A 15587-nucleotide genomic window follows, 5' to 3' on the forward strand; every position below is an offset into this window, starting at 1 on the left:
GAGCTAAGTCGAAGGGCTCAGCAAGACGGTATTCCTGATAAGTGGCATTATAAATATATAAACACTAAAAGGTGAAGTTTTTTAAGTAACCAATCGAAAAAACGAATGCTAGTCTCAGCATGTCGAAGACCAAACGATAATACTTCGACAGGCTCAGCAGGACAATCTGACTTACTAATTGGCATTTCAAGATATTTAAAAATACTACTAAGATGAAATTAATTAATTAGCCAATCGAAAAAACCAATGTCAGTCTGAGCTTGTCGAAGACCCAAACGATAATGCTTCGACAGGCTTGTCCTGAGCTAAGTCGAAGGGCTCAGCAAAACAGTATTACTTGTAAGTGGCATTATCAATGTTTTAAAACACTGAAAAGATGAAATTTTTTAATTAAACAATCGAAAAAACCAATGTCAGTCTGAGCTTGTCGAAGACCCAATAGGCTATTTCAATTTAAAAATTAACGACTGCAAAGGCGCTAATGAAATTGAAAAATGCCCTACGCCATTTTCATCGAGCTTCATTTGTACTTTAATCGCCTCGTATAATTGGTCTTCTAAAGTATATGTACCTTGTTCTAATTGCCATTTTGAAGTAATTTCCTGAGGAACTTTAACCTCTAAGGTATAGTCTTTTTCACTGTCAAAATTACTCAAGATGATCAATTTTTCATTCTCTGACCATCTTACATAGGAAAAAACGCGATGATCGTAGGTTGCTGTATGTTCTTTATTGTAATAATGAATTTCTTGGTAATCGCCCATTAGGGCTTCACTCTGAATGGTAAAATTTAATAAGCGCTTATAAAAATCGCGTAGCGCTTTTTCTTCATTGGTGGATTGTCCGCCATCAAATTTTTTATGATTTACCCATCGTTGTAAAGTGGGCACCCCTATATAATCAAAAATAGATGTTCTACTAGGACTTCCAAATCCTGCTTTTTCAGCGCCAGGCTCCCCTAATTCTTGTCCGAAATAAATCATGGTTGGCGAGGTGCTGATTGTAGCAGAAATAACCATCGCTGGCATCGCTTTTTTAGGGTCTCCAGCAAACTCAGGACTTGCAATACGTTGTTCGTCGTGGTTTTCTAAAAAATGAAGCATGTGATGCTCAATATCTTTCAGGCCACGTTGCACGGTTTCAATATGATCTGTCCAACCGTGACCCGCCATGATATGTTTTATACTATCATACAATTCTACTTTATCATATAAATAGTCCATTTTCCCTTTGTGGATATACTCTCGATATAAGGCCGGATTATACACTTCCGCCAATAAAAAGGCTTCTGGATTTTTCATTTTAATGCTAGAATTCATATAACTCCAAAACTCTACAGGTACCATTTCTGCCATATCAAAACGAAAACCATCCACACCCATTGCTAACCAATACAAGGCAATATCTTTAAACTTTTTCCAAGAACTAGGTACATCTTTATCTCGCCAAAAAGTGTAATGCTCCTTATAATCTTTGGTGTCAAAATTTACGGGTAGGGTGTCAAAATCGTAAGACCCATCTGGTTTTACACCATAATTAATTTTCACGGTTTCATACCAATCATTGGCATCAGGTTGTGCCAATCGGGAACCATTACCCGTCCATCGCGCAGGAATTTCTTTATATTTTCCATCCACCAAACTGGGAGAAGTTCCACCTAAAGGCTGATACCCGTCACGCCATTCAGGCACTTTAAATTCACTATTCGGTACGTAATAAAAATTATTATCACGTTTGTAAGCTACACTGGGATCGTCTGATACCCCGAAAGGTGCTAAGCCTTCGGGAGTTGATTTTCCTTCATAATTTCTGGCTACATGATTGGGAACAATATCGATAAGGACATTCATTCCGGCATCGTGAGTTCTCTTTATTAAATTTTTGAACTCTGCTAACCGATCTTGAGGATTATCCGCCAAATCAGGATTTACGTTATAATAATCTTTTACCGCATAAGGTGATCCTGCTCTGCCTTTGACAATATCCGGATCGTCATTTGAAATTCCGAAGGCGGTATAATCTCGAATTACATCATGATGTGGAATTCCAGTATACCAAATATAGGTAACTCCTAAACTTTTAATTTCTTGAAGTGCCTTTGGGGTAAAATCAGAAAATTTACCCACACCATTTTCTTCTATGGTGCCCCAAGCTTTATTCGTGGTATTTGTATTTCCGAAAAGTCTTGTAAATACCTGATAAACAACTTCTTTCTTCTTTTTGGGTATGGTTTTATTCATTTTCGATTCCTCTTTAGTCTCTTGTTTACAAGCAACTAAGCTTAGTATTAGAATAAGTACGATTTTTATTTTCATTTTTAAAATGTCTTACTGTCAAGTGTCAAATGTTGAAAGTCGAAAGTCGAAAGTCAAATGTCGAAAGTTCACATTTGAAATCCTTAGTTCGGACTAGCTTAGGGACAGCAGTAAAAACATAACACATAGTACTTAGAACTTTCCTTTATTTTGCACTCCGTACTACTAACTTTCGTGTTTTTTACTTACACCTTTTGGTATTCAACTTTAGCTATTCGACTTAATTTTAGTGGGTTGATTAGGGGAAATCACCACTCTTTTTCCGTTTACTCTAATCGACGTATCTTCATTAGACTCTAACTCAAAAATAGTTTCTTGGTGGGTAATGGTAATTTTAAAAATCCGTTTTCTGAAATTTATTTTAAAAGAATAGGCCTTCCATTGTTTTGGAATTCGAGGTATAAAAGACAATTTATCCTCCACAATGCGCATACCGCCGAAACCCTCTACAATACTCATCCAAGTACCTGCCATGGAAGTGATGTGCAAACCCTCTTCCACTTCTTTATTGTAATCGTCCAAATCTAAGCGAGACGTACGTAAATAGAAGGTATACGCCTGTTCCATTCTATTTAATTTAGAAGCCTGAATGCTGTGCACACATGGCGACAATGAGGATTCGTGCACCGTAAAGGGTTCGTAAAAATCAAAATGCTTTTCTAGTTGCTCTAAGGTAAAATGATCTTCAAAGAGGTAAAACCCTTGTAAAGTATCTGCTTGTTTTATATAAGGTGATCTCAAAATACGATCCCAACTCCATTTTTGATTAATAGGCCGTTGTGATTTTGGTAAATCGGCAACCGAAATTAGTTCTTTATCTAAAAAACCATCTTGTTGTAAAAATATATCATGCTCTTTAGAGAACGGAAAATACATTTGAGAAGCTACCTTTTCCCATAGCTCTGTTTCATTTTTTGTCAGCTTCGTAACACCTATTATTCTATGGTAGTCCTCTGAATAGCCTTCTTTTACTTTCTGAATTTGTGCTAACGTATAATTAATGCACCATTTTGCTAAGTAATTTGTATACCAGTTATTATTTACATTATTTTCATATTCGTTGGGTCCTGTTACGCCAAGAATTACGTATTTGTTTTTTTGGCTTGAAAACGTAGCACGTTGTTGCCAAAAACGAGCTATTCCGATTAATACCTCCAAGCCCATTTCTGGAATATAGGTATAATCGCCCGTGTAGCGGTAATAGTTGTAAATAGCAAAGGCAATAGCCCCGTTTCTATGAATTTCTTCAAAGGTAATTTCCCATTCATTATGGCATTCCTCACCATTCATAGTCACCATTGGATATAAGGCTGCTCCGTTCGAAAAACCTAATTTTTGAGCATTTTCAATCGCTTTTTCTAGATGGTTATAGCGATATTCTAATAGATTGCGAGCCACTTTTTGTTCCTTAGTCGCCATGTAAAATGGAATGCAATAGGCCTCGGTATCCCAATAGGTACTACCCCCATATTTTTCTCCCGTAAAACCTTTAGGACCAATATTCAAGGTAGAATCTGTTCCTAAATAGGTCTGATTTAGTTGAAAGATATTAAAACGGATTCCTTGTTGCGCTTTTATATCACCCTCGATGGTGATATCACTCATCTCCCAAATTTGGGCCCAAGCTTCTTTTTGCTTTTCTAATAAACCCTCAAAATTAAGCTCACTCGCTTTTTTTAACACCTTTTTTGCGGCAGTGATTAAGTCTGATGGCTTGTGGTTGCGATCTACAGTATACCCGCCAAATTTATGTAGGGCAGCCGTTTCTCCTTTTTTTAATTTTTGCGTATACGCATGTTTTACCTTAAAATCTGTCTTGGATACCTTGGGCTTTTGTAGTATTTGTTTTTGGTTCAAAAACAATTGCGATTGCATAAAAGTGCAGGTAGCAAAATTTGTTTTCATTGTATGGGCCTCGATAAACGCTTGGGCTTCGTCCGAGGTAATTGCCGTGGTATTCCAAAATTTATCATCCCAATTACTATCCTCATTCGTAATTCCACTATCTAAATAAGGTTCAAAAATGATTTCAATATCCGATTCAACAGCCTTTATTTCATACTGTATAGCCCCAACTTCATTTACATCTAAACTCAAAAAACGCGTTGCTTTCACCGCTATTTTTACAGCATTAGGCAAAACAGCTATAAAAGAACGCTGGTACCAGCCCTCTTTCATGTTTAATTCTCGCTTATACTTTGAAACTGATATACATGTGTTTAAATCAAGTACTTCCCCGTTGATAACAACATGAATCCCTATCCAATTGGGGGCATTTAATACTTTTGCAAAATATTCAGGATAGCCATTTTTCCACCAGCCTACACGCGTTTTATCAGGGTAATAAACGCCTGCAATATAACTTCCTTGAAAGGTTTCACCAGTATAGGCTTCTTCGAAATTAGCACGTTGCCCCATAGCCCCGTTACCCATACTAAATAAACTCTCAGAAGATTTTACGAGTTCTTTGTTAAAATCTTCTTCTATGATTGACCATTCAGTGGCCTTTATGTACTCTTGATTCATTTGTAAAAAATAAAATATTATGTTCGATGATTTTTTTTAGCTTCCTAAAGAGGAACTAAAATTAAGAAATAAGGGTTTCTAAAAACGATAATTCTATGTGAGTAAAATCTAAAAAATTATACTTTGCCTCTGACAATATTTTGGCGTCTCCGATACCGATGCTTATCATTTTTGCCGCGTTAGCTGCTTGGATTCCAGCAACGGCATCTTCGAAAACAATGCAATTTTCTGGATTTATTCCTAACTGTTCGGCTGCCATCAGAAAAACTTCTGGATTTGGCTTTGCTTTTGTTACATGATTACCATCTACAATAACATCAAAATAAGAAAGTAAATTTACTTTTTCTAATATTGGTCTCGCATTTTTACTCGCAGAACCTAAAGCAATAGGAATCTTATTAGACTTTAGATAGTTCAATACTTTAGGCACATCAGGTAAAATTTCAGATGAATCCATAGCTTCGATATACCTCAGATAATCTTCATTTTTTTCAATCATCCAAGTATCAAATTGTTTTTGTGTGGCAATGACTCCTCCAATATCTAATAAAATTTCTAAACATCGTTTTCTGCTAACCCCCTTAAAAAGTTCATTTTGGTCGATGGTAAACTCAAATCCCAATTGATTGGCTAATTTTTTCCAAGCCAAATAATGATACTTTGCCGTGTCAACGACAACACCATCTAAATCAAAAATAAATCCTGTATGCTTCATTACTACACCTATAATCTTAACTTCATTAGTTTTCTGTTGATTCTCTTTCCACAATGGTGGCTTCTAATATTTCTGTTCTAAAGGTTTCTACATCATTTTCACTCTCTACCTTTTCGATGAGCATTTCCGCTGCTATCTCCCCCATTTTTTCTCCATGCTGCGCTACAGATGTTAATGTAGGGTTTGAAAATTTTGATAAGATACCATCCGTAAATCCTATAAAAGAAATATCTTCTGGTATTTTATAGCCCATTTTTTGAGCGATACGCATGCCATGAATAGCATAAATTTCATTCACACATAAAACAGCATCTACTTGCTGATTTTTAAAAAAGGTTTCCATTTTATCTCCTTCAACACTGCTCATAGATGGTAATTTTAGAATTAAATTTTCATCTATTTCTATGTCAGACTCTTTTAAGGCTTGTAAATATCCCATTGTTCTATCTTTACTCACACTCAGATAGTCTTCAGTGGCAATTAAAGCTATTTTTTTTCTTCCATTTGAAAGTAGTTTTTTAACCGCTCTATACGCACCATCTTTATCATTGATTAATACCTTATCACAGGCTACTGAATCGGTCACTCGATCAAACAGCACCAATGGTATACCTTGTTCAATTAATTCATTTAAATGGTTGTAGTCGTTATTTAGTTGCGTTTCTGCAGATAAAGACATGATAAAGCCATCGACGCTGCCATTCGCGAGAATTTCCATGTTAATTACTTCCTTATCAAAAGATTCGTCCGAGACACAAACAATAACATTGTAGCCTTTTGCATTCGCGTATTTTTCGATTCCTCTAAAAACTGTGGTGAAAAAATGGTGTACGATATCTGGAATAATTACGCCAATATTTTTAGTTCTTTTATTTTTTAAACTAATCGCTATATTATTGGGTTTGTAGTTGTATAATTTAGCGAAAGCTTGTATTTTTTCCTTGGTGTCTCGACTAATTTCCTCACTATTTTTTAAAGCTTTAGATACCGTTGAAATCGAAACTTCTAATTCTCTTGCGATATGCTTTAAAGTTATTTTTTGTTTCATTTGCTATTTTTATAATGTAACTTTTAGAGTATCTATGGAATAACCTAATGCCTATTTATACCTTTAACATCTTTACTGTTGCTCTTTTAAAAAATCAAAATGTTAAATTAGTATTTAATTAGCCAAACTATATGAATTGTTGATTTTTTAACAATTGACCAAATAAAATACAGTGCTACCTAATTAAATAAAAATTGTATATTTGGTAAAAAAGGCAAAATTACAATTATAACATCAAAAAATTGAGAATATCGTATTCTTCTATAACTTTTATTACAAGGATAACAATTTAAAAAAGTTATCAACACGAAACCGTTTTCGTAAATTTTGAAACACAAAGGAATGAGATTTTAACAAAAAATTTGTATATTTTTAACTTTCGATTATAAATTAACTCAACTTAAATTAATTATTTATGAAGATTAAGCTATTTAAAAGCTTGTTAATGGCAGGGGCATTTTTATGTTTTGGCTTTATGCAAGCGCAAGAGGTATCCGGAACAGTTTCCGATGCCAATGGGCCTTTACCTGGCGCTAGCGTTCTTGTAAAAGGAACTACAAACGGTACACAAACCGATTTTGATGGGAACTACACATTAAACAATGTAGGCAGCAATGCTATTCTAGTATTTAGTTACATTGGCTTTAGTAGCCAAGAGATTGCTGTTGGCGGAAGGTCAACAATTAATGTTACACTTGCGGAAGATGCTCAGGCATTGGAGGAAATTGTAGTAGTTGGTTATGGTAGTTCTACTAAAAAAGAAATTACTTCTGCTGTTACAAAGGTAGATGAAGAATCTTTTAACAAAGGTACAATCAACTCGGCCTCAGAATTATTACAAGGTAAAGTTGCAGGTTTAAGTATTTACAATAAAGGGGGTAACCCAAATGAAGACGCCGTTATTCGTTTAAGAGGTATTTCTTCTGTGGGCGCAAACTCTCAACCTTTAATTGTTATCGATGGTGTAATTGGAGCGTCTTTAAATAACGTAGATCCAAGCGATATTAAAGAATTAACTGTACTTAAAGATGGTTCCGCTGCTGCTATTTATGGTTCTCGTGGATCTGCAGGGGTTATTATTGTAACTACTAAAAGCGGTAAATCTGGCGCTAGTGAAGTTACCTATAATGGTTCTGTTGCCGCCTCTTCTATAGCTAGAACTATTGATATTTTATCGGGTGAAGATTTTGCTGCTGCCGGAGGTACTGATTTAGGAAGTAGAACTGACTGGTTAGATTTAGTAACAAGAGATGCAATCACAAACATTCACAACATTGCTATTTCTGGAGGTCAAGACAACACTAATTTTAGAGTATCTACAAACTTTAGAGATGCACAAGGTATTTTAGAAAACTCTGGTTTTGATCAATTCAATACTAGATTTAATGCTACTACGACTGTTTTAAATGATAAATTAAAAATAGATTTTAATGCATCGTATACGAAGAGAGATTCTGATTTTGGATTTAATGAAGCCCTTCGTTATGCCATTCTTTATAACCCAACAGCACCTGTATTCGGTGTAGATTCACCTTTTCCATTTAATGCCGATCCTTATGGTGGCTATTTTGAGACTTTAGGTTTGTTTGATAGCTTTAACCCAGTTTCAATCATTAATCAAAACACCAATAAAGGAAGTCGTAATGAATTTACTTACAGTGCTAACTTTAAGTATTTAGTTACTAACGATTTTACCGTTAATGCCATGTATTCAGAGCAAAACTCAAAATACACAAATAGTGAATACTATAGAACCACCTCTTTATTTAGAGGGGCTGCTACTAGCCCAACACGAAAAGGACTAGCTAGACTTTCTTCTGGAGAAAATAGATTTAAATTATTTGAAATGTATGGGGATTATAACTTAGACCCTACAGAAAAATTAAATTTAAAAATTACTGGTGGTTATTCTTGGCAACAAGAAAATTTTAATAACTACTTTTTAGCTGCAGGTGATTTTCCAAATGACAACTTATCCTATATAGACGCATTAGAGTGGTCTCAAGATAGAATTAACGCAGGTTTTATTGATATCAACAGCGACCGTTCTCCAGACCAAAAAATTATCGCAATGTTCGGAAGAATCAGCGGTACTTTTGATGATGCTATCTACTTTAACGCATCGGTACGTAGAGAAGGTTCTACTAAATTAGGAGATAACAACAAATGGGGTGTTTTCCCTGCTTTTGGTTTAGGAGCTGATTTAAACAAATACCTAAACTTAGACCAAGTAGACTTATTTAAAGTACGTTTAGGATACGGGGTTACAGGTTCTTTACCTGGACAATATGGTCTGGCTAGGGATCAATACAACCCAACGGGTAATTTATTATCTAGTGTTTTGGTACGTAACGCGAACCCAGATTTAAAATGGGAGCAAAAGGCAGAAACCAATTTAGGTTTTGAATTTAACAGAGGTCGTTTATCTACTACATTAGATTTATATACCCGTAAAGTATCTGATTTCATTCTAGAAAGAGCCGTTGATGTTGCTCTTTACCCATCAGGAAGTAGAGTTGAAAATGGCGGAGACTTATCTACCAATGGTCTTGAATTGGCTGTAAATTATGACATCGTTAAACAAGATGACTTTACGTATAATGCTGGTTTAATTTTTTCTACCTACAAAACTACTTTAGATTCTTTTGACCAAACGGCTTTAAGAGGTAATTTAGGAGCTCCAGGTCAGAATGATACGAATGTAATTTTAGTTCAAGAAGGTCAAGAGATTGGACAAATTTACGGCGCATTGTGGACAGGTGATATTGTAGACGGTAGACAAACCTTTGTAGATGTAAATGGTGATGGTAATACAGATGCTGCTCAAACTTCACAGGTAATTGGAAATCTTATTGATGCAGACGAGGACGGTGTTCAAGACGGAGATTTGACGAGATTAGGAAAAGGTATTCCTGATTTTGAATTAAGCTGGTCTAACGTTTTCAGATACAAAAACTGGGATGCTCAAGTATTTTTTAGAGGTGCTTTTGGTCACAGTTTAGTAAATAACTTTAGAGTTTTTTATGAGCCTAGAGTAGGAAGCCAAAGTTCTTATAACTTTGTGAATACAGAATTAGCAGAACCAACCATTACAAATGCTCAATTTAGTTCTTTGTATGTTGAAAAAGCTGATTTTATTAAATTAGACAACATGTCGGTTGGCTATACCTTTAACATGGCAGATAATAAGTATATTAAAGGGCTAAGATTATCGTTAGCAGGTCAAAATCTATTCGTGATTACAGGCTACACAGGAGCAGATCCAGAGCCATCACTACAAGATAGGGGTGCTGTCGATAATGGCAATTTCCTAGGTTTAGGTTCTGATCCATTAGTACCAGGTATCGATAGAAGGTATAATTATTTTGCAGCTAGAACTTTTACTTTAGGTGTAAATGTTAATTTTTAAAAAAAAAAGCAATGAAAAATATATATAAATCAATTTTAATGTGTTCTGCACTCGTTAGTTTTAGTGCGTGTACAGACTTAGAAGAGAATTTGGTAGGTGAAATACAAACCGAATTTAATGGATCAGAGCCTAGTTTTGGAAATTTTGATGGTGGCGGGGGAGGCCCTAGTGATGCTGTAAGTTCGGCATATGCCCAATTAAGAGAATCTGGAACAGCAAACCATGGTGGTTATTGGTCCGTACAATCCGTTTCATCGGATGAAATGGCCGTAACTCAAAAAGGGGGTGACTGGTTTGACGGTGGTATCTGGATTGATATGCACAGGCATACGTATCCGCCATCAAACGGACCTATTAATGGTGCTTGGACGGGACAATATGCTGCTATTGGAGCTTGTAATACTGCTCTGGCTTCTGGTGATTTAGATGAAAATCAAACAGCACAAGTAAGAGCCTTACGTGCATTTTTCTACTATCGTTTAGTAGATTTATTTGGACGTGTGAAAATAGTTACTACTCCTGGGGTTGATGCTCCGCAAGCTACAAGAGTTCAGGTGTACAATTTTATTGAAGCTGAATTATTAGCTACTTTAGGAATAACTGCTGTATCTCCTACTATGGACTTATCAAACAGCCCATTAACAACTGAAGTTAATCCGTATAGAATTAACCAATATGCTGCTTTAGGCTTATTAGCTAAATTGTATTTAAATGCAGAAGTTTTTGCTGGTACTCCCAAATATTCAGAGGCAGCAATTGCGGCAAGTTATGTTATTGACAATGGTAGTTATATTCTTTGTGATACTGGATGTTCAGTGCCAAATCCTGCTCAAAGACCGAGTGTAGAATCTGATCCAGATGAATTAGAAGGATATGCTGCTGTATTTGCACCCAACAACCAAGATAATCCAGAAATCATCTGGTCAGTTGCTTATGATAATGTTACAGGTGCCAACATGAATTTTGCACAGATGACATTACATTATTCTAGCCAATTTACTTGGAATATTCAAAACCAACCTTGGAATGGCTATTCTGCTTTAGAAGAATTTTATAATTCTTATGATGATACCGATAAGCGTAAAGAGAATAACTTTTTAGTAGGTCCTCAATTAGATTATGAAGGTTCTGTTATTTTAGATTATGCTGCTCCTATTGATGAATTAGAATTAAATTACTCAACAGACATAAATGAATTAGAGCCAGATGCTTCTAGAAAAGGTGGGGCTCGTATGAGTAAATTTAGCTTTAGACAAGGGCAAAGAGATAACATGGATAATGATTACCCTATTATTCGTCTAGGTGATTTATACCTAATTAGAGCTGAAGGTTTAGCTCGCGCTGCTGGGAATTGGTCATTAGCTTTGCCAGATGTAAACACCATCAGAGCAAGAGCAGGTTTAACAACAGCATTAGGTTCTTTAACTGCAGATGAATTTTTAGCAGAAAGAGGAAGAGAAATGTTTATGGAAGTGACAAGACGTCAAGATTTAATACGTTTTGGCAAGTTCAATGATGCATGGTGGGAAAAGCCAGCTTCTGCCCCTTTCAGAAATTTATTTCCAATACCACAAGAGCAAATTTCAGCTCCAGGAAGTGGCTTAACGCAAAACCCTGGTTACTAGTTTATAATTAGTAACGTTTGAATAAATAAACAAAAAGGGATACTTTTATAAAGTATCCCTTTTTTATTAATGTATTTAATTTCTGCCTGTAAATGAAATACGTACTACTGATTGTTATATTAAGTACCCTATTCTTTTCCTGTGATTCAAAAAAAAGTGAATCTACCTTATACCTCTTAAAAGATAACTCAACTGGCATTGAGTTTGAAAATACACTAGTGTATACCGAGCAATTAAACCCCTATACCTATAGAAATTTCTATAACGGAGGTGGTGTAGCTCTAGGTGATATTAACAACGATGGACTATTAGATATTTATTTTACCGGAAATTTAGTCAACAATAAATTATACCTCAACAAAGGAAATTTTAAGTTTGAAGATATCACGAGTAAGGCAGGTGTTGCCTGTGATAACGTGTGGTCTTCAGGAGCAACTTTTGTCGATATTAATAATGATGGTTTACTTGATATCTATGTATGCAAGGCCGGGCCACCTAGCGATAGCCCAAATAGGTCAAACGAATTATTTATAAATAATGGTGACTTAACCTTTACTGAACAATCTAAAAAGTATGGCTTAAATATTACAGGTTTATCTGTACAAGCTGCATTTTTTGATTTTGACAAAGACGGAGATTTAGATTGCTATTTATTAAATAATTCTATTCGCTCCGTTGGCGGTTACGATTTAATAAAAGATCAAAGAGATAAAGCAACAGCATCAGGAAATAAACTATTCAAGAATGAAAATGGATTTTTTATAGATGCATCTAAAGAAAATAATATCTACACAAGTGCTATAGGCTTCGGTTTAGGCATAACTTTAAGTGACTTTAATCAAGATAATTGGACAGACATTTATATTTCTAATGATTTTTTTGAAAAAGATTATTTATACCTGAATAACAACGGATTAAATTTTGAAGAAAGTGTTGAAGAAAAATTTAATGCTATTCCCATGGGTTCCATGGGGGCTGATGCCGCAGACTTAGATAACGATTTACTACCAGATATGATGGTCACAGAAATGTTGCCTCAAACCTTAGAACGCCAAAAATCAAAAGCAACCTACGAATCTTGGGATAAATATTCATTAGCTGTAAAAAACGGTTATTTTTACCAATTTCCCAGAAATGCATTACAGCGTAATTTAGGAGCATCAGGTTTTATGGAAATTAGCCGATTTTCTGGGGTTGATGCCACAGAATGGAGCTGGGGAACCTTATTATTTGATATGAATAACGATGGTTTAAAAGATATTTTTGTGAGCAACGGTATTTATAAAGACCTTCTCGATAGAGACTATCTTAACTATATGGCCAACGAAGCTCAAATTAGAAATATGATGAGTAATGACAAAAACATCATTACAAAATTAATAGATTTGATGCCTTCTAAAGCCATCCCCAACGCTGCCTATTTAAATTTAGGCGACTTTTCCTTTAAAGAAGCAAATGAAGAATTGGGCTTAAATACACCAAGCTTTAGTAACGGCAGCGCTTACGGGGATTTAGACAATGATGGAGATTTAGACCTGGTGGTGAATAACGTAAACATGGCTTCTTTTGTCTATGAAAACACCACAGATACCACTAAAAACAAATTTATAAAAATTCGTTTTAAAGGAAAAGGAAATAATACAAGTGCTATTGGTACTAAAATTATTGCTTACTTTGACAAGGGAAAGAATAGCATGTTTGAAAATTACCCTTCCAAAGGATTTCAAAGTTCCGTGGCACCCGAAATTTTAATGGGATTTGGAAATATTTCTACCGTAGATAGTTTAGTGGTAATTTGGCCAGACCAGGCTATAAGGGTTTTGAAAAACCTTACAGTCAATAAAACCATTACTATTGAACAACAAAACAGCTCAACTAAAAAATATAGTCCTCCAAAGAAAATAGCAGCCTTTGGTATCGAAAAAATAGCACCCTTTTTTAGCTTTAAACACGAAGAAAATAATTACATCGACTTTAAAAGAGAACAACTACTGGATAGGATGACTAATAATGAAGGTCCAGCCATGGCGACAGCTGACTTGAATGGTGATGGATTTGTAGACTTTTATTTAGGTGGGGCTAAAAACCAAAAGAGTCAATTATTTATGTCGAACAAAGATGGCTCTTACGCCACTATCGACAAGCCTTTTGAATTCGATAAAAATGCAGAAGACACAGATGCAATCTTTTTCGACAGTGATTTAGATGGTGATTTAGACCTTTATGTTTGTAGCGGTGGCAAAGCCTTTTCTAAATACGACTCTAATTTAGAAGACCGGCTCTATATTAATACGAACAATACCTTTATAAAAAGCACCTCACCCCTTCCCTTTCCTAAAAGAATTAGCAGCGCAAGCGTTGAGGCTTTCGATTATGATTTAGATGGTGATTTAGACTTATTCGTAGGAGAAAGGTATAACCCACAAGTTTATGGAGAGCCTAGTTCAGGATTCCTTTTAAAAAATGAAGGCAATAATAAATTTAGCCTAGACCAACAGGGTACATTTGAAAGTATTGGTATGATTACTAAAGTAGTTAGCGCTGACTTAAATAATGATAATTGGCCTGATTTAGTCATTGGCGGTGAATGGATGCCGATTTCGATATTTATCAACAAAAATGGACAGTTTATTAATGAGACGAATTCATTTCAACTAAACAAAAGTGTTGGTATATGGTCTACATTAGCGATAAACGATATCGATGATGATGGTGATTTTGATATTATTGCTGGCAATATAGGCCAAAATAACTTTTACAAAAAAGGAACAACGATTTTCGTATATGATTTTGATAACAATGGTACTACAGAACAAATTATTTGTCAAAAAACAAATGGAAAATATTATCCTATCGCGGATCGAGACGAGTTAATTTCACAAATACCTTCCTTGAAAAAGAAATTATTATATTATAAAGATTATGCCATAGCTGATATGGAGACTATGTTTACTGCAGAAACGCTAAAAGCTTCCGTAAAATTAACACTCGATACCAGTGCATCTGCACTTTTTATAAATCATAACAATACATTTGAAAGCCTAATTTTACCCCCAGAGATTCAGTATTCACAGAACTATGCCATACAAGTTTATGATATTACTAAAGATGGTGTTAAAGATATTTTTTTTGGTGGCAATCAAGACTTAATAAAGCCAAGATTTGGTAAATTAGATGCCTCAAAAGGTTGGCTTTTAACGGGAACAAAAATTAACGGGCAGTATCGTTTTAATGAAGTAAGCCCTCTAAATATATCAGGACAAATTAGGGGCTTTAAAATTATTCAATACAATCAAAGAACAATACTCACCACCAGTATAAATAATGATATTTTAAATTTTTATGAAATCAAATAATCTAAAACAGCTTTTGCTATTCTTATTCGTATTTTTAACAGTTTTAACGGCTTGCCAGTCTGATTACACTAAGTTGGTGACCAAAGAAATGAACAGTGGAATTGTCCATGATTCAATCCTATTTGGCTTAAAATTCGGAGATTCAAGGAATAAATTTTTTGAGCGCTGTATGGAGTTAAACAAAAAAAAATTAGTTTCTCAAGGACCTAATAATAATTATGTTCAGTACAGACTTCCTATTCATAAAAACGCCGATGTAAATGGCAATATTGACATGATGTTTTATGCGAAATTTACTGAACTTGATAAAATTAAAGCTATGGATTTAAAGTTCAATTATGCGAGCTGGTCCCCTTGGAACGAAAACCAACATGCAAAAAAACTTACTCCCGTTGTCATTGATACGATTCTAAAATGGTATCCAGGAAATAAATTCATTGAGGTAGTGAAAAAAGACGAAACAAAAGTTTTAGTAAAAGTTGATGGCAATAGACAAATAACCTTATTTCCTGAAGAAAACACAAAAGATGTTTCAGTACTTATCGAAGATTTAAGAATTAAAATGAAAATGAAAATGAAAAATAGCAAATAAC

8 protein-coding genes are annotated in these 15587 nt (G+C 34.9%); 4 read left to right on the forward strand and 4 right to left on the reverse strand.

All coding sequences use genetic code 11. From position 1 onward, the window contains the following. Positions 1-443: 443 nt before the first annotated feature. The 4 genes from GQ45_RS08600 to GQ45_RS08615 all read right to left on the reverse strand — a co-directional run bounded on the left by GQ45_RS08600 (position 444) and on the right by GQ45_RS08615 (position 6604). Positions 444-2315, reverse strand: a complete 1872-nt coding sequence (locus GQ45_RS08600; RefSeq protein WP_047416752.1) for an alpha-amylase family glycosyl hydrolase — start codon at positions 2313-2315, stop codon at positions 444-446. 207 nt (positions 2316-2522) lie between these two features. Then, positions 2523-4841, reverse strand: a complete 2319-nt coding sequence (locus GQ45_RS08605; RefSeq protein ID WP_047416755.1) for a glycoside hydrolase family 65 protein — start codon at positions 4839-4841, stop codon at positions 2523-2525. A 61-nt stretch (positions 4842-4902) separates the two neighbouring features. Next, positions 4903-5556, reverse strand: coding sequence for a beta-phosphoglucomutase (gene pgmB / locus GQ45_RS08610; protein WP_047420218.1), 654 nt, complete (start codon positions 5554-5556; stop codon positions 4903-4905). Positions 5557-5581: 25 nt separating this feature from the next. After that, positions 5582-6604 (reverse strand): LacI family DNA-binding transcriptional regulator, encoded by a 1023-nt coding sequence (locus GQ45_RS08615; RefSeq protein ID WP_047416758.1) that lies wholly within the window; start codon positions 6602-6604, stop codon positions 5582-5584. A gap of 415 nt (positions 6605-7019) precedes the next feature. On the opposite strand from GQ45_RS08615, the gene GQ45_RS08620 reads away from it, so the two are divergent. The 4 genes from GQ45_RS08620 (at position 7020) to GQ45_RS08635 (ending at position 15586) form a co-directional block, all read left to right on the forward strand. Beyond that, positions 7020-10013 (forward strand): SusC/RagA family TonB-linked outer membrane protein, encoded by a 2994-nt coding sequence (locus tag GQ45_RS08620; protein ID WP_047416759.1) that lies wholly within the window; start codon positions 7020-7022, stop codon positions 10011-10013. Positions 10014-10024: 11 nt separating this feature from the next. Beyond that, entirely contained in the window at positions 10025-11638 is a 1614-nt protein-coding gene (locus GQ45_RS08625) for a RagB/SusD family nutrient uptake outer membrane protein (RefSeq protein WP_047416760.1), read from the forward strand. Between the two features lie 92 nt (positions 11639-11730). Beyond that, complete coding sequence (locus GQ45_RS08630) at positions 11731-14994, forward strand: VCBS repeat-containing protein (RefSeq protein WP_047416762.1); 3264 nt, start codon at positions 11731-11733, stop codon at positions 14992-14994. Next, the gene (locus tag GQ45_RS08635; protein WP_047416765.1) at positions 14981-15586 is read left to right on the forward strand and encodes a hypothetical protein; all 606 of its coding nucleotides are present in this window, start codon (positions 14981-14983) and stop codon (positions 15584-15586) included. The genes GQ45_RS08630 and GQ45_RS08635 overlap by 14 nt, the downstream gene beginning before the upstream one ends. Position 15587 lies beyond the last annotated feature (1 nt).

The organism is Cellulophaga sp. Hel_I_12 (assembly GCF_000799565.1).
GTDB lineage: Bacteria > Bacteroidota > Bacteroidia > Flavobacteriales > Flavobacteriaceae > Cellulophaga.

Bases quoted from the DNA above. Each gene is read 5' to 3' on its own strand.
- GQ45_RS08615 (WP_047416758.1), bottom strand. From the start codon at position 6,604: ATGAAACAAAAAATAACTTTAAAGCATATCGCAAGAGAATTAGAAGTT.
- GQ45_RS08635 (WP_047416765.1), top strand. From the start codon at position 14,981: ATGAAATCAAATAATCTAAAACAGCTTTTGCTATTCTTATTCGTATTT.
- GQ45_RS08630 (WP_047416762.1), top strand. From the start codon at position 11,731: ATGAAATACGTACTACTGATTGTTATATTAAGTACCCTATTCTTTTCC.
- GQ45_RS08600 (WP_047416752.1), bottom strand. From the start codon at position 2,315: ATGAAAATAAAAATCGTACTTATTCTAATACTAAGCTTAGTTGCTTGT.
- GQ45_RS08620 (WP_047416759.1), top strand. From the start codon at position 7,020: ATGAAGATTAAGCTATTTAAAAGCTTGTTAATGGCAGGGGCATTTTTA.
- GQ45_RS08625 (WP_047416760.1), top strand. From the start codon at position 10,025: ATGAAAAATATATATAAATCAATTTTAATGTGTTCTGCACTCGTTAGT.
- pgmB (WP_047420218.1), bottom strand. From the start codon at position 5,556: ATGAAGCATACAGGATTTATTTTTGATTTAGATGGTGTTGTCGTTGAC.
- GQ45_RS08605 (WP_047416755.1), bottom strand. From the start codon at position 4,841: ATGAATCAAGAGTACATAAAGGCCACTGAATGGTCAATCATAGAAGAA.